This window comes from Acidimicrobiales bacterium (assembly GCA_041394185.1).
Taxonomy (GTDB): domain Bacteria; phylum Actinomycetota; class Acidimicrobiia; order Acidimicrobiales; family Poriferisodalaceae; genus JAAETH01.
Genome location: JAWKIQ010000002.1, coordinates 65,793 through 85,999 on the forward strand (window position 1 = coordinate 65,793; position 20,207 = coordinate 85,999).

The 20,207-nt window shown below is 64.2% G+C and carries 21 protein-coding genes and 1 other RNA gene; 6 read left to right on the forward strand and 16 right to left on the reverse strand.

Annotated elements, in window-relative coordinates; genetic code table 11:
• Positions 1-3 precede the first annotated feature (3 nt).
• Positions 4-594, reverse strand: a complete 591-nt coding sequence (locus R2770_07835; GenBank protein ID MEZ5280370.1) for an ATP-dependent Clp protease proteolytic subunit — start codon at positions 592-594, stop codon at positions 4-6.
• Positions 595-742: 148 nt separating this feature from the next.
• Here R2770_07835 and R2770_07840 point away from each other — a divergent pair, with 148 nt between their 5' ends.
• On the forward strand, positions 743-1,747 hold the full coding sequence (locus tag R2770_07840) for an alanine racemase (protein MEZ5280371.1): 1,005 nt from the start codon (positions 743-745) through the stop codon (positions 1,745-1,747).
• 28 nt (positions 1,748-1,775) lie between these two features.
• Here R2770_07840 and rdgB read toward each other — a convergent pair whose 3' ends face one another.
• From rdgB to murI, 4 genes are read right to left on the reverse strand one after another with little or no spacing between them, the layout of a single operon-like run.
• Positions 1,776-2,351, reverse strand: a complete 576-nt coding sequence (gene rdgB, locus R2770_07845) for an RdgB/HAM1 family non-canonical purine NTP pyrophosphatase (GenBank protein MEZ5280372.1) — start codon at positions 2,349-2,351, stop codon at positions 1,776-1,778.
• Positions 2,348-3,082, reverse strand: a complete 735-nt coding sequence (gene rph / locus R2770_07850) for a ribonuclease PH (GenBank protein MEZ5280373.1) — start codon at positions 3,080-3,082, stop codon at positions 2,348-2,350. The genes rdgB and rph overlap by 4 nt, the downstream gene beginning before the upstream one ends.
• Before the next feature lie 36 nt (positions 3,083-3,118).
• Complete coding sequence (locus R2770_07855; GenBank protein MEZ5280374.1) at positions 3,119-3,862, reverse strand: MBL fold metallo-hydrolase; 744 nt, start codon at positions 3,860-3,862, stop codon at positions 3,119-3,121.
• Positions 3,862-4,659: a glutamate racemase gene (gene murI / locus R2770_07860; GenBank protein MEZ5280375.1), complete on the reverse strand. Its 798-nt coding sequence runs from the start codon at positions 4,657-4,659 to the stop codon at positions 3,862-3,864. The genes R2770_07855 and murI overlap by 1 nt, the downstream gene beginning before the upstream one ends.
• A 58-nt stretch (positions 4,660-4,717) precedes the next feature.
• Here murI and R2770_07865 point away from each other — a divergent pair, with 58 nt between their 5' ends.
• Entirely contained in the window at positions 4,718-5,641 is a 924-nt protein-coding gene (locus tag R2770_07865; GenBank protein ID MEZ5280376.1) for a YihY/virulence factor BrkB family protein, read from the forward strand.
• Here the strand turns inward: R2770_07865 and R2770_07870 are convergent.
• Positions 5,604-6,320 carry a hypothetical protein gene (locus R2770_07870; GenBank protein MEZ5280377.1) on the reverse strand — a complete coding sequence of 239 codons (717 nt, stop codon included), beginning with the start codon at positions 6,318-6,320 and terminating at the stop codon, positions 5,604-5,606. The two genes, R2770_07865 and R2770_07870, sit on opposite strands and share 38 nt — an antisense overlap.
• Positions 6,321-6,416: 96 nt before the next feature.
• On the opposite strand from R2770_07870, the gene R2770_07875 reads away from it, so the two are divergent.
• From R2770_07875 to R2770_07890, 4 genes are all read left to right on the forward strand, one after another.
• Entirely contained in the window at positions 6,417-7,265 is an 849-nt protein-coding gene (locus tag R2770_07875) for a hypothetical protein (GenBank protein ID MEZ5280378.1), read from the forward strand.
• Positions 7,266-7,308: 43 nt separating this feature from the next.
• Complete coding sequence (gene smpB / locus R2770_07880; protein MEZ5280379.1) at positions 7,309-7,797, forward strand: SsrA-binding protein SmpB; 489 nt, start codon at positions 7,309-7,311, stop codon at positions 7,795-7,797.
• Positions 7,798-7,851: 54 nt separating this feature from the next.
• Positions 7,852-8,229: a transfer-messenger RNA gene (gene ssrA / locus R2770_07885) on the forward strand.
• Positions 8,230-8,338: 109 nt separating this feature from the next.
• Positions 8,339-8,809: a DUF427 domain-containing protein gene (locus R2770_07890; GenBank protein MEZ5280380.1), complete on the forward strand. Its 471-nt coding sequence runs from the start codon at positions 8,339-8,341 to the stop codon at positions 8,807-8,809.
• A 4-nt stretch (positions 8,810-8,813) separates the two neighbouring features.
• Here R2770_07890 and R2770_07895 read toward each other — a convergent pair whose 3' ends face one another.
• The 10 genes from R2770_07895 to ahcY all read right to left on the reverse strand — a co-directional run bounded on the left by R2770_07895 (position 8,814) and on the right by ahcY (position 20,039).
• Positions 8,814-9,875, reverse strand: coding sequence for a phosphotransferase (locus R2770_07895; protein ID MEZ5280381.1), 1,062 nt, complete (start codon positions 9,873-9,875; stop codon positions 8,814-8,816).
• A gap of 22 nt (positions 9,876-9,897) precedes the next feature.
• On the reverse strand, positions 9,898-10,803 hold the full coding sequence (locus tag R2770_07900; protein MEZ5280382.1) for a crotonase/enoyl-CoA hydratase family protein: 906 nt from the start codon (positions 10,801-10,803) through the stop codon (positions 9,898-9,900).
• A 53-nt stretch (positions 10,804-10,856) separates the two neighbouring features.
• The gene (locus R2770_07905) at positions 10,857-11,744 is read right to left on the reverse strand and encodes a permease-like cell division protein FtsX (protein MEZ5280383.1); all 888 of its coding nucleotides are present in this window, start codon (positions 11,742-11,744) and stop codon (positions 10,857-10,859) included.
• Positions 11,741-12,436: a cell division ATP-binding protein FtsE gene (ftsE, locus tag R2770_07910; protein ID MEZ5280384.1), complete on the reverse strand. Its 696-nt coding sequence runs from the start codon at positions 12,434-12,436 to the stop codon at positions 11,741-11,743. Before ftsE ends, R2770_07905 begins: the two co-directional genes overlap by 4 nt.
• Positions 12,433-13,548 (reverse strand): peptide chain release factor 2, encoded by a 1,116-nt coding sequence (prfB, locus tag R2770_07915; GenBank protein MEZ5280385.1) that lies wholly within the window; start codon positions 13,546-13,548, stop codon positions 12,433-12,435. The genes ftsE and prfB overlap by 4 nt, the downstream gene beginning before the upstream one ends.
• Positions 13,545-16,253, reverse strand: a complete 2,709-nt coding sequence (gene secA, locus R2770_07920; protein MEZ5280386.1) for a preprotein translocase subunit SecA — start codon at positions 16,251-16,253, stop codon at positions 13,545-13,547. Before secA ends, prfB begins: the two co-directional genes overlap by 4 nt.
• Before the next feature lie 59 nt (positions 16,254-16,312).
• Complete coding sequence (gene raiA / locus R2770_07925; GenBank protein ID MEZ5280387.1) at positions 16,313-16,900, reverse strand: ribosome-associated translation inhibitor RaiA; 588 nt, start codon at positions 16,898-16,900, stop codon at positions 16,313-16,315.
• A gap of 30 nt (positions 16,901-16,930) precedes the next feature.
• Entirely contained in the window at positions 16,931-17,464 is a 534-nt protein-coding gene (locus R2770_07930) for a hypothetical protein (GenBank protein ID MEZ5280388.1), read from the reverse strand.
• Between the two features lie 143 nt (positions 17,465-17,607).
• A complete protein-coding gene (locus R2770_07935; GenBank protein ID MEZ5280389.1) occupies positions 17,608-18,450 on the reverse strand; it encodes an SDR family NAD(P)-dependent oxidoreductase in 843 nt (280 codons plus the stop codon).
• 92 nt (positions 18,451-18,542) lie between these two features.
• A complete protein-coding gene (ahcY, locus tag R2770_07940) occupies positions 18,543-20,039 on the reverse strand; it encodes an adenosylhomocysteinase (protein MEZ5280390.1) in 1,497 nt (498 codons plus the stop codon).
• Positions 20,040-20,207 lie beyond the last annotated feature (168 nt).

A 20,207-nucleotide genomic window follows, 5' to 3' on the forward strand; every position in this document is an offset into this window, starting at 1 on the left:
GCCTCAGATGATCTCGCCTCGCTTGACGATGACGTTGTCGCACAGACCGTATTCCTTGGCCTCCTCGGCCGTGAACCAACGGTCGCGCTCTGAGTCGGCTTGAATCTGCTCGACCGACTGGCCACTGTGCTGGGCGATGCGCTCGGCCATGAGCCGCTTGATGTAGGCAAGCTGCTCGGCCTGGATGGCGATGTCGGAAGCCTGACCGCGCACGCCACCGAGGGGCTGGTGCATCATCACACGAGCGTGAGGCAGGCAGTATCGCTTGCCCGGCGCGCCGGCGGTCAGCAGGAACTGGCCCATCGAAGCTGCCATGCCCATGCACAGGGTGCCGACATCGCACTGCACGAACTGCATCGTGTCGTAGATGGCCATGCCCGCAGACACCGAACCACCCGGCGAGTTGATGTAGAGCCAGATGTCGGCCTCCGGGTCTTGACCCTCGAGGTACAGGATCTGAGCCGCTACCTGGTTGGCGATGTCGTCGTCGACCTCGGTGCCGAGGAAGACGATCCGATCGTTGAGCAGCTTGGCGTAGATGTCGAACGGGGTGCCCGACCCGGCGTTTGAGAGGTTCTGGATGGGCATCGTCATCTTTGCTGAGCTCCGTTTCGTAGGTGCCGGCAGGCCCGATGTGGCTGCCTGCTCCGATCGCAATGTACCGGTCGACCGCCGAGCCGCAACGCCAAGCGAAGTCGGCGACGTTGGGCAAGGGTCGCGATCACCTGGTAAGCAACGATCTGTGAGCAACCCTGAAACGCTCGGCGACCTGTCCACACCGGTGCTCTGGGCAGATTCGGCCGCACTCGAACACAACTTGGCAACGATGGCCGAGCGGTGGCCGGGAACATCGCTGCGTCCGCACGTCAAGGCCCACAAGACCACCGCGCTGGCCAGACGTCAGGCAGAACTCGGTCACACGGCCTTCACTTGCGCAACGCCGCGCGAGGTCATCGGCATGGCCGAAGCCGGTCTGGGCGACGACCTCTTGTTGGCCAACCAGACCGTCGACGCCCAGCGAATAAGGGCCATGGCCGAGTGCGGCGGACGTGTAACCGTGGCCGTCGACAGTCCGCAGACCGTCGAGGCTGCGGCAGACAACGGCATACACGAGGTCTTGATCGATGTTCGGGTGGGATTCAGATGCGGCTGCGCCGTCGAAGAAGCCGGCCCGCTGGCCGACCTGGCCCGATCGAAGGGCCTCACGGTCAGGGGTGTCATGGGCTACGAGGGTCACGCCATGGGCCAGACCGACCCCGAACGCAAGGCTCGCCTGACCGACAGGGCCATGGAGATGCTGGCTCAGGCACACCAGGCGGTCGGTGGCGACATAATCAGCGGCGGCGGTTCGGGCACCTGGTTGGTCAACCGGCTGGTCAACGAACTGCAGGCGGGAAGCTACGTGCTGATGGACACCGCGTACACCCAACAGGACCTCCCGTTCGTACAGGGGTTGTTCGTCGAGTCGACGGTGATCTCTGTGGCACCCGACTATGTGGTCTGCGACGCGGGGCTGAAGGCCTTGGGCATGGACCACGGCCTGCCAGAGGTGCTGCAGGCCGCCGAAATCGTGTACTGCTCGGACGAGCACACGGTGTTTCGCCCGGCCGAGCGACTTTCGGTGGGCGACCGTGTGAGATTGGTGCCAGCCCATATCGACCCGACGATGGCGAAGCACCCCGAACTGGTGGTGGTGACCGACGGCCACGTCACCGATCGATGGGCCATAGACCTGCGCCACTGGTGACGCGTGGTGCGGCGGGCCAGGACCGGAATCAGGCCAGTAGGTCGGCCAACGAGCGAAACGCCCGACCGCGGTGGCTGATGGCCGACTTGTCTGCCTGTGACATCTCTGCGAACGAGCGACCGTCACCGTCCGCGGGTATGAACACAGGGTCGTAGCCAAAGCCGTGCGGACCCCGGCGCGACGTTGCGATATGGCCTTCGACCACTCCTTGGGCGACGACCTCGGAACCGTCCGGGAACCTCACCAGGGCCACGGTGCGGAACCGAGCCGAACGGTCGGTCACACCATCCATCTCGGCGAGCAGCTTGTCGACGTTCTTGTCCGAATCGTGCTCGGGACCCGCGTAGTACGCCGACTCGACGCCGGGAAGGCCGCCCAACGCGTCGACCTCGAGCCCGGTGTCATCGGCAACGGCCGCTTCCCCGGTTGCATCGCAGATCGCAAGCGCCTTCAGCCTGGCGTTGCCCACCAGGGTGCCTGCGTCCTCGACGACCTCACGCACCTCGTCGGGCCTGGGCACCAGCTCGACGCCGGGCAACAGCTCGGCTATTTCGGTCACCTTGTGGGGGTTTGCGGTCGCCAACACCAGGCGCAACTGGCTCAAGACGGCTCCCCTGACGAGGGGTCGATGGCGGCGCGCTGCAATTCGATGATGCGCCCAATTCCGGCCTGAGCCAGATCGAGCAAGGCGTCGAGCTCGGCTCTGGTGAACGTCTGACCCTCGGCCGTGCCCTGGATCTCGACAAACTCGCCGCGGCCGTTCATGACGACGTTCATGTCGGTCTCGGCCGACGAGTCTTCGACGTAGGGCAGGTCGAGGCGGGGTTCGCCGTCGATGATGCCCACCGAGATCGCGGCCAGGTTGTCGGTGATCGGGTTGGCCTCGAGCGATCCTGAGCCGACCAGGCGCTCGAAGGCATCGTGCAGGGCAACCCACCCTCCACAGATCGACGCTGTGCGTGTGCCGCCGTCGGCCTGAAGCACGTCGCAGTCGACGGTCACCTCGCGCTCGCCGAGAGTTTCGAGGTCGGTCACGCCTCGCAGCGACCGGGCGATGAGGCGCTCGATCTCGAGGGTGCGCCCCTTCTGCTTACCCTTCTTGGCCTCTCTGCCGACCCTTTCGGCGCCAGAACCCGGCAGCATCGAGTACTCGGCGGTCACCCAGCCGCGCCCCTGTCCAGCCATCCACCTGGGCACCGACTCGTTGACCGAAACGGTGCACAGCACCCTGGTACGGCCGAACGACACCAGCACCGAGCCCGGTGTTGCATCGGTGAAGTCGCGTTGAAAGTGGATGGCGCGGAGCTCGTCGTTGGCTCTGCCGTCTGGGCGCATCTGTTTGTCTCCTGGGTGTGGGGCTAGCAGTGATCTTCACACGTGGCGGCCGGCCACAACGACCACCCCGCCCGACGCACACCCGATGGGCCCGCCAAAGTGCTCGGTTGCCTCCTGCATGAACGCTGCCGGGTCAGAACCCGGCGCCAGGTGGGTGAGGACCAGCTCGCCCACACGCGCCCGGGTCGCGGCCTCGGCCAGCTGCCTGGCGCTCATGTGCGGCAACCCGTCGTGAACCTGATCGTGCAGCACGGTCGCGTCGCCCAGCAAGACGTCGGCGTCGGCCGCAAGACCTGATGGATCCCAACCCGGACCGGTGTCGGAGGTGTAGACGATCGAACGACCGTCACTGTCGAATCGACAGGCAAGTGTCTCGACGGTGTGATCGGTGCGATCGAACGACACATCGACGTCGCCGATGCGCACCTGCGAGGTCGCATCGATGACGGTCCAGTCGAACACATCGGTCAGATCTGGAACGTGAACCGCGCTGACCTCGAACACGCCGCTCGCGGCGTACACGGGCATCCGCTTGCCACCGAGGTACCACTTGAGGGCGTTGTAGAACACCGGCAGTTCGGCACAGTGATCCGGGTGCTGATGCGAAACCACGATGGCGTCCAAGCGGGTGGGGTCGATCCATCTCTGAATCGCGCTGAGGGTTCCTGGCCCGCAGTCGACCCAGATGCTGGTGGTCTCGGTCTGCACGAGATAGCCACTGCATGCCTCGGAGGCCGAAGCGTACGAACCAGAGCAGCCAAGAACCGTCAAAGACAGCATCAAACATCCCAACGGTGCTCTTTGGCACCGACCAATTCGGCGCCGAAGAGGCGCCTACCTATCGTCTCGAACACGCTGGCATCACCCGAGCTGATGAACGTCCGCCTGCCGACTCGTCCGGGCCTGCCGTCTTCGACCAGCAAGCGCCTGACCTCGAAGGCCGTCTCGTCGGCCGACGACACCAGCACGACTTCGCGTCCCATGACGTCGCCGATGGTGCGAGCGAGATACGGGTAATGGGTGCACCCCAACAACAACGTGTCGACCTCGGCGTGGATCACGGGCTCCAGCAGCCGCTGAGCCAAGACGTGCACACCGGGTCCGTCGGTCTCTCCCCGCTCGACGAACTCGACGAACCCCGGGCACGCGCACGGCGTCAGTTCGACCGTCAGACCGTTCTGAGCAACCGCTGACGGGTAGGCACCCGACTCGATGGTGCCCACCGTGCCTATCACCCCGACGCGCCCGGTCCTCGATGCCTTGGAAGCAGCGATGATGCCGGGCTCGATGACGCCGACCACCGGGATGTCCAGCTCGGCCCGAAGATCGTCCAGGGCGGCAGCCGATGCCGTGTTGCATGCCACCACCAGGAGCTTTGCGTTGTGCTCGCGCCGCAGCATCGTGCCGATCTGCATCGCGAAGTCATGCACCTCGGCCAGGGGCCGCGAGCCATAGGGATATCGCCCGGTGTCGCCGAAGTAGACCAGGTCTTGGGTGGGCAACAAATCGATGACCGCACGCGCCACCGTCAGCCCGCCGAAACCGCTGTCGAACATGGCTATCGGACGCGAGGTCACCCAATCAGGTTAGACACCGGCGTTCCCGACGCCTAGTGGCGTGCCTATGGTGGACCGAATGCGACGGTTGATGGAGGTGCCCTGGGTTGCCTGGGCGTGGCGAACCATCCGAGACCTGTGGAACGAAATCAGCGACGACCGTGTCGGCGACCTGGCGGCCTCCATCTCGTTCTTTGCCATCCTGGCCATGCCTGCGTCGGTGCTGGCGATGGTCACCGCCATGGGTTCCCTGTCCGGCCTGCTGGGCGAGAACCTCGCTGCCGACACCGAACAGGTGATCACCGACTATGTGTCGTCGACGTTCGAGAGCCAGGCTCTGACCGACACCGTGGCCGGCCTGTTCGAGCAGGACCGGTCGGGAATCTTGACCCTGTCGGTCGCCGTGGCCCTGTACTCGATCTCGCGCAGCTTCGCCGGGCTCGTCAGAGCACTCGACGTGGCCTACGACATCGAGTCAGATCGATCTTGGCTCGACGTGAGGCTCACTGCGCTTGGGCTGGGCCTGGGTACGCTTGGCGCATCGGGTGCCGGCGTGTACTTCTTGTTCGCCGCACCTTCCGTCGGTCCTCTGGCGACGGTTCTGACCCCATTGGTGCTGCTGGCAGGGCTCAGCGCATGGATGGCGACGGTTTTTCACCTGGCACCAGACCATCACACTCCCTGGCGCTACGACTTTCCCGGAGCACTCTTCACAGCCGTCGCCTGGGCCGTGCTGCTGCAGGGCTACACGGTGTATGTCAATGTGACCCGGGGCGGCAACGGCGCCGTGGGCGTGGTCAGCGCCGCTCTGTTGGCGTTCTCACTGGTGTACCTGCTGGCGATGACGCTGCTGATCGGAGCAGAGGTCAACGGGCTGATCAGCCACCGCGCCGGCATTGCCCAACCGTCGCGGCGCCTGCATCACCTGCTGGCCGACAAGGATCTGCCACCGCCGCTCGACAAGCTCACTCGCCGCAGCTCAGACCGCCGCTCAGGTAGGTGACGGCATCGGCGTCGAGCGTGGCCCACATGTCACCGAAGCGTGCGCTGGGAGGCAACGACTCGTCCCCCTCGTCGAACTCTGCGTCTGGATAGGCATCGGCGATCTCGGCCGGTGAACTGCCCAAGCCGATGCCCAACGGGGTCCGAAGCCCGAACACATCACCGTTTCCGTGGTCGAAGTACGCCCAGCTGAAGAAGGTGCGATCGTCGTCGGGTCCACCGAACAACAGTTGCAGCGAGCCATACGTGACCCCCCTGACCTCCGAGCCTGGGCAGGTGCCGAAACCCGAGAAACTGTCGACCCACCCCGAGTCTTCGGTGGCCGGCCCGAAGATGCCGCCCATGTACTCCAGAACGGTGTCGACGTCGCGACCGAACCCCACGGGGCCCAACCCGCCGCCATGCAGCGACAGACCCGTCGGACCCGGATCGACCGTGGTCGGCGGAGTGGTCGTCGTCGTGGTTTCGGCCTCGGCGGCGCTAGTGGTGGTGGTGTTGGCCTCGGTGGTGGTGGTCTGCGAAGCGGCCGTGGTTGTGCTGGCATCGGCCTCGGTGGTGCCGGTGGCCTCGCTGGTCGAGGTGGCGAAGGTCGTTTCGCTGCTGGAATCGTCGCTGTCGCTGCAGGCGGAAAGCACTGCGATCAGCAAGACCAGGGCGGTCACGGCGGCTTTGCGGGTCATGGCGACCAAGGTAGGCCCAAAGGGGATGCCGGTTGCGTCATGGGCGCCGCCCGAGCCATGTGTGCTGGAATATCGCTCCATGGAGACCCTGTCATGGTGAACGACCAGTCCCCACCAGCCGACGAGCGAGGGCTTTTTCTCGACGACCTCGAGGCCAAATTCGACACCTTCCAGGCGTTACGCAAGTCCGACAAGGCGGCCGCCGACGCTGTCCTCGACCAGCTGGGCGCAAGCGACGAGCTCGACCGGCAGATACTGCTGGAAGTCTCCGCCAGGCGCCCACTGGGCAGGCCCGATCGCTTCCCGGCCGCCCATGCCCTGGCGGTGCGCTCGCTCGAGGTTCTCGACCGCAACGGCACGCGCCAGATAAAGGTCAAGGCGGCCGGTCCGCTCGACCCCGTCGCCTCCTATCTGGTCCAGCTGGTGACCGGGTTCATCGTGCGCAGCTACGTGTCGAGCGCCATCGACTCGATGCACAAGCTCTACGCCAGGCGTTGGGCCAATGCGCTGGTAGACGACCCCGCCAGGGCGATGCTGGGACGGGCGCGGTACGAAACCGAGAAGCTACAGAGCGGATTCAAGCGAAACCCGCTGGGTGTGCCCACCTTCCTGCTCGGTGGCGCCGCCGTTTCGGCGGCGGGCACGGCGATGCAACAGGTGGTGACCTCGGCTCTGACTTCGACTTGGAGCAAGGTCGTTGCCACCATCGTGCTGGCTGCGGTGTTCGGCGCCATCAGCTGGATCGTCATCCGGGGCGCAGCCATCGCCAGGCGCCGAATCAGGCTGACCAGCCGAGATGCACTCGACGCGCTCTGGGAAACCATCGGACGCTGCGGCCATCCGCCCGGCGACCAGTCGAAGACCTTTGCTCTGATCGCTCTGATCATCCTCGCCGTCGGCTGGCTGAGTATTCCGATCGGGTTGGTCGTGAGTTTCCTCACCTGATCTGGGGCCTATCTGCGTACGCTCTTCCCAGGAGTTCGAAGGCATGGTCAAGCAGCACGACAACGGAGATCGGGTCATCTCGTCCAACCGGCGCGCCCGGCGTAACTACGACGTGCTCGACACCTACGAGGCCGGCATCCAACTCTCGGGGTCCGAGGTCAAGTCGTTGCGCGACGCCAAGGTGCAGATAGCCGACGGTTTCGCCCGGGTCGACAACAAGGGCGAGGTCTGGCTTCACGGAGTGGTCATCTCTCCTTGGGCCCACTCTTCTCGCCACACCGGTCACATCACCGACCGGCGACGCAAACTGCTGTTGCACCGAGCCGAAATAGACAAGCTGCGGGCGCGTACCGAACAAGAGCACCTGTCGCTCATCCCGATGTCGATCTATTTCAAGGACGGACGGGCCAAGGTCGAGTTGGCGCTGGCCCGCGGTCGCCGCGACTACGACAAGCGCCAGGTGATCGCCAAGCGCGACGCAGACCTCGAGGCTCGACGTGCCCTGGCTCATCGCTCCCGGCGCCGCGACTAGTCGCCGGGGAGCTGTCACACCCGGCCGATACAATCGAAGGACCAATTCACACCAGGGGGTGATCGGTTTCGACTTCGGCAGTTGAAGTGAGAGAAGCGAGCCGTGGTCTCCGGAGCCACGTTAAAGAGCCGGAACACACAACAAACGCCAACGTTTCTAACGACGACCTGGCGCTCGCTGCCTGATCAAGCTTCGGCTTAGTCAGTAAGTGAGTTGGCCGCCGATTCCATGCCCTGCGGAGTCGGCGTGCCTTCATGAAGCGGGGCTCATCTGCAACGAATGCCGACGGCTTTGCGGAAACATCTCAGTCGGATAAGGAGCTTGCGGGCTGTCGATGGCCCTCATCCTCCCGACAATCGCTCATCGACTGCGCTCGGTGAAGACTCATAGATGCGTCGAAGGACGCGGGTTCGATTCCCGCCACCTCCACCACACGACACTGGCCGGTCGGCCCTGCCTTGGGTCTGGCAACCGGTCGGTGTCGTCGCGAGAGCCTTGTAGGGTCGGCCTAGTGAGTCTGCACAGACCTTCCCCCGACCCGGTGGGTCCAGGCCAAGAGTCTGTCTGGTCTTACCCGCGGCCGCCGGCTCTAGAACGCGTCGAACGGCATGTCTGCGTCCGGCTGGGCGGTTTGGTGATCGCCGAAACCAAGCACGCCCTGCGGGTATTGGAGACATCACACCCGCCCACCTATTACGTGCCGCACAACGGTGTCGAATGGAGCTTCTTCGAGCCCGCGGTCGGGACGAGTTTTTGTGAGTGGAAGGGCGATGCCACCTACTGGACTGTCACGGCTGGCACCGCCTCGGTCGTCGGCAGGGCCTGGAGCTACCAGAACCCGAGCCGCAGCTTCGCCGCGATAGCCGGCGCGGTCGCCTTCTACCCCGCCCACTTCGAGTGCTACGTCGACGACGAACGGGTGAGGCCCCAACCCGGGGAGTTCTATGGGGGCTGGATCACCGACGAGATCAAGGGCCCCTTCAAGGGAATCCCAGGCTCGATGTGGTGGTAGCCGGCTAGCCCAGCAAGTCCAGAGAGTCGTGGTCTATCGCCATGTCGGCGCTGCGCGAGGCCATCACGGCGAACATCTTGTTGCCCCGTTCGGTCTCGATGACTATCTGGCTGGCGACTACCGACATGAACAGGCCTGCCGGAGCCAAACGGCGATACTGCTCCCAAACCCATTCGGGTTGTACCTGGACGCCCGCGGCGCCGAGCCCCGCCACATATCGCTCGACGATGTCGGATTCGATCTCACGCCTCAATTCGGGTGTCGGGCCGGTGCCCATGAAATATGAGAGGTCGTTCAGCGGCGCACCGTGACTGACCGTCTGCCAGTCCACCACCGCCAGACCGGCCTGCGGGTGGAACATCATGTTGTCGAGGCGATAGTCGCCATGAGTAACCACCATCGGTCCGCCAGGAACGTCGATCCACTCGGCGACGTGTTCACCGAGACGTAGGGCAACATCGACATGGCGGGGGTCGACAAGGGGACCGATCTGCTCGACCCATCCCGGCAGCAGCGTGCGATACAGGGCCGCGTGATGATCGACCGACTCGCCCACCCGGCGCATCAACCACTCGATCTCGAACAGCGACGGATCGTTCCACCTAGGAGCTTGAAGACCGACCAGCTGATCGACGGCGTCCTCGGCCTCGGCGGCACCGCAGCCGGCGATCTGGTCGCCCTGCCGTCTTGGCGCGAGGTCTTCGAGGATCAGTACGAAGTCGCCCACTTCGAGATCGACGTCGGCGTGATAACACCGCGCAACCCTGATGTCGACGGTGGCGGCGATATCGGTATAGAACCGCACCTCGCGCTGATAGGCGCCCGTCGACCCGGTCGCGCGGCTGGTGTCGTTGTCGGACGGGAATTTGCCGACGACGGTCCGCAGTGGATGATCGGGGTCTGACCAGGTGAGCTCATAGCGAACGTTCTCGCCCATCTGCCCCGAGCCGACCTGGGTTGCGGTGATGGCCTCGAGCTTGGCGCCGTCGCTGGCACCGGCTCGGTCGAGAACCCGCCCGAGCCAGTCGGCCGAGACGTTCTGGCCGTCGGAGATGAGCTCGATCATCGAGTCAACCCCTCGATCACGATCACGAGAACCTCCGCTCTTCCCACCAGGGGAAGAAGTCTGGCATATCCGTTACGGCCGACATCGTGAACTCGGCGGGGCGCTTCTCGAGGAACGACACCACGCCCTCCTTGGCGTCGGCTCCCTGGCCAAGGGCCTTGATGGCCCGAGAGTCGACCTTGTGAGCCTCCATCGGGTGGTCGGCTCCGAGCATCTTCCACATCATGTGCCTGGTCATCGCGACCGAAACCGCCGACGTGTTCTGGGCGATCTCGGCGGCGATCTCGCGCGCCGCGGGCAAGAGATCGTCGGGTGCGTGCAGTGATCGGACCAAACCGCCGGCCAGGGCCTCATCGGCACCGAACACCCGACCCGAGAAAGTCCACTCGAGAGCCTGGCTGAGGCCGACCACCCGGGTGAGGAACCACGACGAACACGCCTCGGGGACAATGCCGCGCCGGGCGAACACGAAGCCCAGCTTGGCGTTGGTCGAAGCCAGCCGGATGTCCATCGGCAAGGTCATGGTGACGCCAACGCCCACAGCCGGACCATTGATGGCGGCGATCAGGGGCTTGCGGCTCTCGAACAGTCGAAGGGTCAGGCGACCGCCGCCGTCGCGCAGTCGCTCGAGCGCGTCATCGTCACCCCGTTGTTGGTCGCGCTCGGAAGCATCTGAACGATTGTCGTAGTCGAAGGTGTTGGCGCCCTCGCTGAGATCGGCGCCGGCACAGAATCCACGACCCGCTCCGGTGACGATCACCGCTCTGACGTCGTCGTTGGCGTCGGTCTCGTCGATGGCGGAGATCATCTCGGCCATCATCTTCGCCGTGAAGGCGTTGAGCCGATCGGGCCGGTTCAGCGTGATGGTGGCGATGTTGTCCTCGACATCGAGAGTGATCGTCTCGTAGGGCACGGGCGCTCCGTTCATAGGCGGCGCTCCATGTTGCCCCACCGGCGACGCCAGGACTCAACCGTGGCCGCTCAGACGTCGAGGAACTTCCCGGCGGCGAAGGCCGAGCCGATCGCACCGAGAAACAGCGCTATCAGTACAACCAGCAGCGCGGTGCTGCTGAACTGATCGGGCAAGACCTTGAGGTCACCGAAGATGGCCACGTCGCTCAGGTTGTTGAGGACACCACCCATCCAGCCGCGACTGCTGATCAGCAACAAGACACCGAGGACTCCGCCGACGAAGCCGTTGATGAGACCCTCGATGATGAACGGGAAGCGGATGAACGAGTTGGTTGCCCCGACCAGCTTCTGGACCTCGATCTCGCGACGCCTGGCGAACATGGCGACCCGAATCGAGTTGTAGATCAAGAGCACCGATGCGAGCGCCAAGAACGCGGACAGCAACAACAACACCCGGTTCATGGTGGCGCCCAAATCGCGCAGTTGCCGGATGCTGTCTTGGGCGCTGACCACCTCGAACACCCCGGGCCTCACCGAGAACTGAGCCGCAAGCGAGGCGATGACATCGGCCGAGGCCTCGCGGGGCACTATGCGATATGAGGGTGGAAGACGCTCGGGGTCGACGGTGTCGGCGAAGTCGGGAAAGAACGTCACGAACTCGTTGTAGGCCTCGGCCTTTCCGAAGTACTTGACGTTCTCGACGTCGGGATGGCTGGACAGCTCTGCGCCGATCGAGTCGCTCTGGGCGCCGGTGATGGCAGGGTCGAGGAAGACGATGAACTCGACGCCCTCTTGCCAGCGCTGGGTTGCGTTATCGACGGCGTGGCGGGCCAGGAGCACGCCGCCAACCAGCATCGCGGCGATGGCCACGGTGAGAATTGCGGCCAAGGTCAAGGTGACGTTGCGGCGAATGTTGATGGAGGTTTCGCGAAGGAAGTATCCGAGACGGGCAATCATGAGTAGACGCCCTCCTTTTGATCTCGTACCAGCCGCCCGCTGTCGAGCTCGACGACCCGACGCCTCATCTCGTCGACGATGCCTCGGTCGTGAGTCGCCATGACGATAGTGGTTCCGGTCTTGTTGATGCGGTCGAGCAACCGCATGATGCCCTTCGAAGTGACAGGGTCGAGGTTTCCCGTCGGCTCGTCTGCCAACAGGATCAGTGGTCTGTTGACGAACGCTCGCGCGATCGACACCCGCTGCTGCTCGCCACCGGACAGCTCGTGCGGGAAGTTCGACTCCTTGGAGGCCAGACCGACCAGGTCGAGGATGGCCGGGACCTGTGTCGCGACCACACTGGTGGGCCGCCCGATGACCTCGAGCGCAAACGCGACGTTCTCGTAGACGGTCTTGTTGGGCAGCAGCTTGAAGTCCTGGAAGACGCTGCCGATGTTGCGGCGCAGGTAAGGCACCTTCCACGAAGACAGCTCGTTGACCTCTTTGCCCGCAACCCACACTCGGCCACCGTCGGGCACCTCTTGTTTGGTGAGCAGGCGCAGCAGCGTCGACTTGCCCGAACCCGTCGCCCCCACCAGGAAGTCGAACTCGCCCTTGGCGATGTCGAGGCTGACGCCGTTGAGCGCGGCCGTGGGAGGCATGCTGCGGCCGCCAGGCCTATAGACCTTGGAAACATTCTCGAGTCGGATCATGACTCAGCGGCTCCGTGCTCCTGGTTCCAGCGCAACCACGCCTCCATGAACGCGTCGACATCTCCGTCGAGCACTGAATCGGGATTGCCCACTTCGTAGCCCGATCTCAGGTCTTTCACCTGTTGATACGGAGCCAGCACATAGGACCTGATCTGGCTTCCCCATGCCACGTCGCGCTGTTCGCCCGCCAGAGCATTCATGGCAGCCTCGCGCTCTTCGCGCTGACGAGCGGCCAACTTGGCGGCCAACATCTGCATGGCGCGGTCCTTGTTCTGGTGCTGGCTGCGTTCGTTCTGGCAGGCGACCACGGTGCCCGTCGGCAGGTGGGTGATACGAACCGCCGAGTCGGTGACGTTGACGTGCTGACCACCCGCACCCGAGGACCGGTAGGTGTCGATACGCAGGTCTTTTTCGTCGATGTCGACCTCGTCGGAGACCGCGTCGAAGAACGGCACCACCTTCAGGGCCGCGAAGGCGGTCTGGCGGCGGGCGTTGGCGTCGAAGGGCGAAATGCGCACCAGGCGGTGGACGCCGCGCTCGGCCTGGAGGTAACCGAACGCATAGCGGCCCCGAACGATGAAGGTGGCAGACGAGATGCCTGCCTCCTGGCCTTCGGTGACCTCTTGGATCTCGACGTCGAAGCCCTTCTTGTCGGCCCAGCGCAGATACATGCGCAACAACATCTCGGCCCAGTCCTGGGCGTCGGTGCCGCCCGCACCCGAGTTGATGTCGCAGACCGCATCCTTGTCGTCGTGCTCGCCCGAAAGCAACGAACGCAGCTCGACATCGTCGAAGCGCCTGCCCAGATCGGTTATCGCGTCCGCGATCTCGGCTTCATGTGAATCGTCGCCCTCGTCGGCCGCCAGCTCGTACAAGACCTCGGTGTTCTCGAGGTCTTCGGTGAGACCCTCGAAAGTCGATATGTCGTCCTGAAGTTCGCGAAGCTCGGTGGTGACCTTGCGAGCCTGTTCTGGGTCGTCCCAGAGGTCGGGCCTGGAGGCATCGGATTCCAGTTGCACGACTCGGTCGCGGGCGGGGCCGATCCGCAGGTAGCCCTCGGCTTGAGACAGCCGGGCGTTCAGGTCCTTGAACGCGTCGGAGAAGTCTTTCAACTCACGCCTACCTTGCCGTGACACTGCTTGAACTTCTTGCCGCTGCCGCAATAGCACGGATCGTTGCGACCGATCTTCTCGTGATCGCCCTTGACGACCGGAGTCCGCGACACCTGCTTGCTTTCTTGAGGCTGGGTCGGCAAGGCCGAGCTGGGAGCCGCCCCCGAAGACGACGAGGTCGTCGACGGGTCGGCCGGACCAGACTCCTGGACATCGGTGGGCTTGGGGGCAGGATCGTTCACGACGACCTGCACGTGCATGACGTAGCGGACGAAGTCGCGTGAAATCGACTGCATCATCTCGCCGAACATCTCGTAGCCCTCACGCTGCCACTCGGTCAGCGGGTCGCGCTGACCCATCGCCCTGAGGTTGATGCCCTCCTTGAGATAGTCCATCTCGTAGAGGTGTTCACGCCAGCGCTGATCGATGATGCGAAGCATCACCTGGCGCTCGACGTCACGCATGGTCTTATCGCCCAACTCGGCCTCGCGGCGTTCGTAGTTGGCGATGCCCTCCTGGAGCAGGAAGGCTTCGACTTCGCGGCGATGTTCGAGCTTGGCCAGATCTTCGACAGTGACCTCGGTAGGCCACATGGTGGTGACCTCGGTGACCAGACCGTCGAGGTCCCACTCGTCCTCGTAGTCGGCGACGCAGAACGTTTCGACCATCGCCTCGACCGCGGCCTCGAGGTATTCCAAGCCCTCGGCGCGAAGGTCGGCTCCGTCGAGGATCTGGTCGCGGCGCGCGTAGATGACCTTGCGCTGCTCGTTCATCACCTCGTCGTATTTGAGGACGTTCTTGCGGATCTCGGCGTTGCGCTGTTCGACGGTGTTCTGGGCCCGCTCGATGGCGTTTGTGACCATCTTGGCCTCGATGGGAACGTCTTCGGGCAACGCCCTATCCATCACCCAGCTCATGGCGCCCGTTGCGAACAGGCGCATCAGCTCGTCCTCAAGCGAGATGTAGAACCGGCTCTCGCCCGGGTCGCCCTGGCGGCCCGAGCGGCCGCGGAGCTGGTTGTCGATACGCCTCGACTCGTGGCGCTCGGTGCCCAAGACGTAAAGACCGCCTGCGGAGCGCACCTTTTCACCCTCTTCGGCGCACTGGGCCGCGAACTGGGGCAGCAGCTCGTGCAAGCGCGCCTGACCCTCTTCGGAGTCGGGGTCGAGGTTCTCGGCTCGCACCCGCCCGGCGGCCATGCCCTCGGGATCACCGCCGAGCTTGATGTCGACACCACGGCCGGCCATGTTGGTGGCCACCGTGACCGAGCCGGGCCTTCCGGCCTGGGTGACGACCTCGGCCTCACGAGCATGTTGCTTGGCGTTGAGAACCTCGTGCCGAACACCACGCTTGTTGAGCAGGTTCGACAGGTGTTCGCTCTTTTCGACCGAGATCGTGCCCACCAACACCGGCTGGCCTGCCTCGACCCGACCGACGATGTCATCGACAACGGCGTTGAACTTCGCCTCTTCGGTCTTGAAGATGAGATCGGCCTGGTCGATGCGCTGAATCGGCTTGTTCGTGGGTACGGGCACCACATCGATGCCGTAGGTGTTGGCGAACTCGGCGGCCTCGGTGGTGGCCGTGCCGGTCATACCCGACAACTTCTCGTAGAGACGGAAGTAGTTCTGCAGGGTGATGGTGGCGAGGGTCTGGTTCTCCTCTTTGATCTTCACCCCCTCCTTGGCCTCGACCGCCTGGTGCAGGCCTTCTGACCACCGGCGGCCTTCGAGGATGCGACCGGTGAACTCGTCGACGATCTTGACCTCGCCGTTCTGGATCACGTAGTCGCGGTCGCGGCGATAGAGCTCTTTGGCCTTCAGCGCCGCGTTCAACTGGTGCACGAGGTTGGACGAGACCTGGTCGTAGAGGTTCTCGACACCGAGTCGCTGCTCGACCTTCTCGATACCGGGCTCGAGGACTGCGACGTTGCGCTTCTCCTCGTCGACCTCGTAGTCGACCTCGCGAATCAGGTTGCGGGCGACGTCGGCGAACGTCACGTACAGCTTGGCCGCATCGGACAACCGACCAGAGATGATCAGAGGGGTGCGGGCCTCGTCGATGAGGATCGAGTCGATCTCGTCGACGATCGCATAGACGTGGCCTCGCTGAACCTGGGCGCTGCGGTTGGGCGCCATGTTGTCGCGCAGGTAGTCGAATCCGAACTCGTTGTTGGTGCCGTAGGTGATGTCACATGCGTACTGCTTGCGCTTGTGTTCGGCCGAGAAGTTGCCCGGGATGATCAGGCCCACGTCGAGGCCGAGGAAGCGGTGCACCTGGCCCATCCAGTCGGCGTCGCGGCTAGCCAGGTAGTCGTTGACGGTGATGACGTGGACACCCTTGCCAGACAGACCGTTGAGATAGACGGGCAGGGTCGACACCAGTGTCTTTCCCTCGCCGGTCTTCATCTCGGCCACCCACCCGAAGTGCAGCGCGGCGCCGCCCATCAGCTGAACCGGGTAGTGACGCTGCCCAAGCACGCGGCTGGCGGCCTCTCTGGTGACGGCGAACGCCTCGATCAGAACGTCATCGAGCGTGGCGCCGTTGTCGAGGCGGTTGCGGAAGTCGGCTGTGCGAGACCGAAGCTCGTCATCCGACAGGCCTTGCATGTGCGGTTCCAGAGCATCGATGTCGGGGATGATTCCCCGAAGGGCGCGCTGTTTCTTGCCTTCGCCGGCGCGAAGAACCTTTGAAAAGATCGACATCGAAGCCAAGGGTACCGGTGCTGCAACCTGTTGCCCGGGCGGCTCGCGATGTGGCCTGATCAGGCCTCGTCGATGAGCCCCAGCGTGTGGTCGTCGCGGACGTACACGACGGCGCAGCGACCCGTTTCCGAGTTGCGGAACAAGAAGAACGAGTGGTCCAGCAGCTGCATTCGGGTCGCAGCGGCATCTGGAGACATCTCCATCAGATCGAACGACTTGCGCTTGACGATCTCTGGTGCCACCAGCTCGGCCTCGGGAATGTCGTCGTCGTCGACGATCTCTTCCTCGATGACGGCCGTCTTGGCCAACGGACGATGGTTGTCCTCGCGATGCGAGTTGGGGCGATGCCGCTTGACGACGCGCGTCTTCAGCTTGCGGAGCTGCTTCTCGAGCTTCTCGACAGCCAGGTCGACCGCTTGCATCTGATCGATGCCCGAGACCTTGCAACGGATGTGGTGGCCGTGACCCTCGAGGGTCGCCTCGAGCTGGTCACGCTCGGCGATTCGAGGGTTCTTCTCCTCGCGGAAGACGACCGCAGCACGATCCAGGCCCGGTACGAACCGGTCCAGGCTGCCGATCTTCGATCTCACAGCGTCCTTGACATCTTGACTGACGTCGACGTTGCGTCCTGAGATCGTCACGTCCACGAGGCACCTCCATCGGGTTGTCTGCTGGGCTCACTGTACGCCTTCTGTCGTGGGGTCCGCGCCCGATCGCGCCACCACGGCCATGACCCTCACGTCGACACGACGAGCGCCCGCCTGAAGCAACATCCGGCTCGCCACCCCGCAACTGGCTCCGGTGGTGTAGACGTCGTCGATCAGCAACACCGATTCGCCGCCGAGTGCACGCACAGGCTTCATCTCGATTTCCGAGCGCTGCAATCGATGGGCACCGCGCTGCGTGTCGTCGGTTGGTCGCCGTAGCGTTTGCAGGCTGCGCCGACCCAGGCGTCTGGCCACGGCCGAGGCCAAGACACGACCCTGATCGTGGCCGCGCCAGCGCCGGCCCGACCTGGATGCCGGAACCCAGGAAACCAGGTCGATGTCGTCTGGACTGTCGGCCGCGATCGCGTCGGCCCACCAGCGCAGGAGCCCACGACCCGATTGGCCTTTGGCCGCCAGCACCAATGCCCGTGCGGTTCCCTCGTAGGCCACGACCCCGGCCGCCGACCGAGCACCCCGAACCGAGATGGGTCCTGCCGGTTTCATCGCGTCGAGGCAGTTCGGGCACACAGCCCACCTGGAGTCACCACAACCGGCGCAAGCCGCAGCGATCAACACCTCGGATCACCCGAACACTGCGCACAAGTCATTTCAATACTTTACGACCATTTTCGCAGCAAAAACTCGGGCTACATGGGCCAGAAGCGCACCTCGGGATTGCGCTGGTCGATCAGGTCCTGGGCCCTGCCGACAGCGCCAGGGAACCAATCGTCGTGGGTGATTATCCAGAACCGGTTGGACACAACGGCGTCGTGCACCAGAGATGCGATCTCGTCTGGGCTCTTGCCCCGGTTGAAGGCATTGGCGAGGGTGTCACGAAACGCTGCCTGCTCGGCAGACACATCGGTGGGCTCTTCGCGCGGCCCGCCGGGTCGGTTGCGGTCGCTCTCCATCAGGTTGGTGACCACCCAGCCGGGGCACAACACCGATACGCCGATGCCGTCATGACCGGCTACGGCCAGGTCGTGCTTGAGGATCTCGCTCATCGCGACCACCGCGTGCTTGCTTGCTGAATAGGCCGCAGTGCTGGGCATAGCCGTCAGGCCGGCCATGGATGCGGTGTTCACCACGTGCCCTTCGCCCTGTTCGATCATCACCGGAACCCCATGGCGTACGCCTCTGGCTACCCCGTGGAGATTGACGTCGATGACCCACTGCCAGTCTTGTTCGCTCGACTGCCACGACTGGCCTCCGCCCGACACGCCGGCGTTGTTGCACAGCAGGTGCAGCCCGCCCAGGCCGGTGGTGAACTCGACTGCGCCTCTGACCTGATCGTCGCTTCGCACGTCGCACACGTATGCCTCGACCGAGGCCCCTTCGTCGGCGAGTTGAGTAGCGGCGGCATCGAGGGTGTCTGGTTCGACGTCGCACATCACCACCCGCATTCCCTCGGCAGCGAAGCGCTTCGCCATGGCAAAACCGATGCCGCTGGCTGCTCCGGTGACCAACCCGACCTTGCCCTGCATTTCCATTCACAGCCCCTTTCGCTTCGAGAAAGCTACAAGTGCCCGGGCTGCGAAACGAATGGGCGGCGGCGCCAAAACCGGCGCCGCCGAGGACCCGACTAGGAGCCCTCGGCGACGAGCGGCGAGCTAGATCTGCCTAGTAGCGATAGATGGTCGCTCTTGAAGGGGCCGCTGACTGGGATACCCAGATAGTCGGCCTGGTCCTGGGTGAGCTCGGTGAGCTTCACGCCGAGGTTGTCGAGGTGAAGCCGTGCGACCTCTTCGTCGAGCTGCTTGGGAAGCAGGTAGACCTTGTTCTCGAGCTGGTCGGCCTTGGCGTGCAGCTCCATCTGGGCCAACACCTGGTTGGTGAAGCTCATCGACATCACGAAGCTGGGGTGGCCGGTGGCACAGCCGAGGTTCATGAGGCGACCTTCGGCCAGAACCAGAACCGAGTTACCCGACGGGAAGATCCATTCGTCGACCTGGGGCTTGATGTTGCGACGCTGAACGTCGCTCATCTTCTCGAGACCCGCCATGTCGATCTCGTTGTCGAAGTGGCCGATGTTCGAGACGATGGCGTTGTGCTTCATCCGACCCATCATCTCGGCCGAGATGATGTCCTTGTTGCCGGTGGCGGTGACGAAGATGTCGACCTTGTCGATGACGTTCTCGATGCGGTCTACCTCGAAGCCTTCCATCGCCGCCTGAAGGGCGTTGATGGGGTCGATCTCGGTCACGATGACCCTTGCACCCTGGCCGCGCAGCGACTGGGCGCAACCCTTGCCCACATCGCCATAACCGGCGACCAGAGCGACCTTGCCACCGATCATGACGTCGGTGGCGCGGTTCAGGCCATCGATCAGCGAGTGGCGGCAGCCATAGAGGTTGTCGAACTTCGACTTGGTGACCGAGTCGTTGACGTTGTAGGCGGGGAAGGCCAGCTCGCCGCGCTCGACCATCTCATAGAGACGGTGAACGCCGGTGGTGGTCTCCTCGGAGACTCCGCGGATGTTGCCGATCATGTCGGTCCACATCGTGGGGTCGGTCGCTGCGACCTTGTGGAGGAGCTTGTAGATCTCTTCCTCGTCGGGCGAGTCGGCACCGGCCGGATCGGGGATGGAACCCTCTGACTCGTAGCGAGCGCCCAGGTGCACAAGCAGCGTGGCGTCGCCACCGTCGTCGAGGATGAGGTTGGGGCCAGTCGCACCGGGCCAGCGAAGCGCCTGCTCGGTGCACCACCAGTACTCCTCGAGCGTCTCGCCCTTCCAGGCGAACACGGGAGTGCCCCGGGGTGCGTCGACGGTTCCCTCACGACCCACCACGACTGCAGCAGCGGCCTCGTCCTGGGTCGAGAAGATGTTGCAGCTGACCCAGCGCACGTCGGCACCGAGGTCGACGAGCGTCTCGATGAGAACGGCGGTCTGCACGGTCATGTGCAGCGAACCCATGATGCGGGCGCCGGCGAGGGGCTTGTCGTCGTAGTGGCGGGCCCGCAGCTCCATCAGGCCGGGCATCTCGACTTCGGCAAGCTCGATCTGCTTGCGGCCCGAAGCCGCGAGGGCGAGGTCGGCGACCTTGAAGTCGCCGTCGAGAAGGGCAGGTAGTTCAGACACGTAGAAACTCCAGTTGACGTCTGTCGTAGTCGTTCGGCACCTGGGCTTCTGCCCTGGATCTACGTGATCCACGACCAACTGGTGGAATGCCAACCATCGAGGGTACCTAGCAAGAACGGCCAGTCAACCCTGTCGGTAGTTTCGGGTGTTCGCTGAAGGCCCGACTGC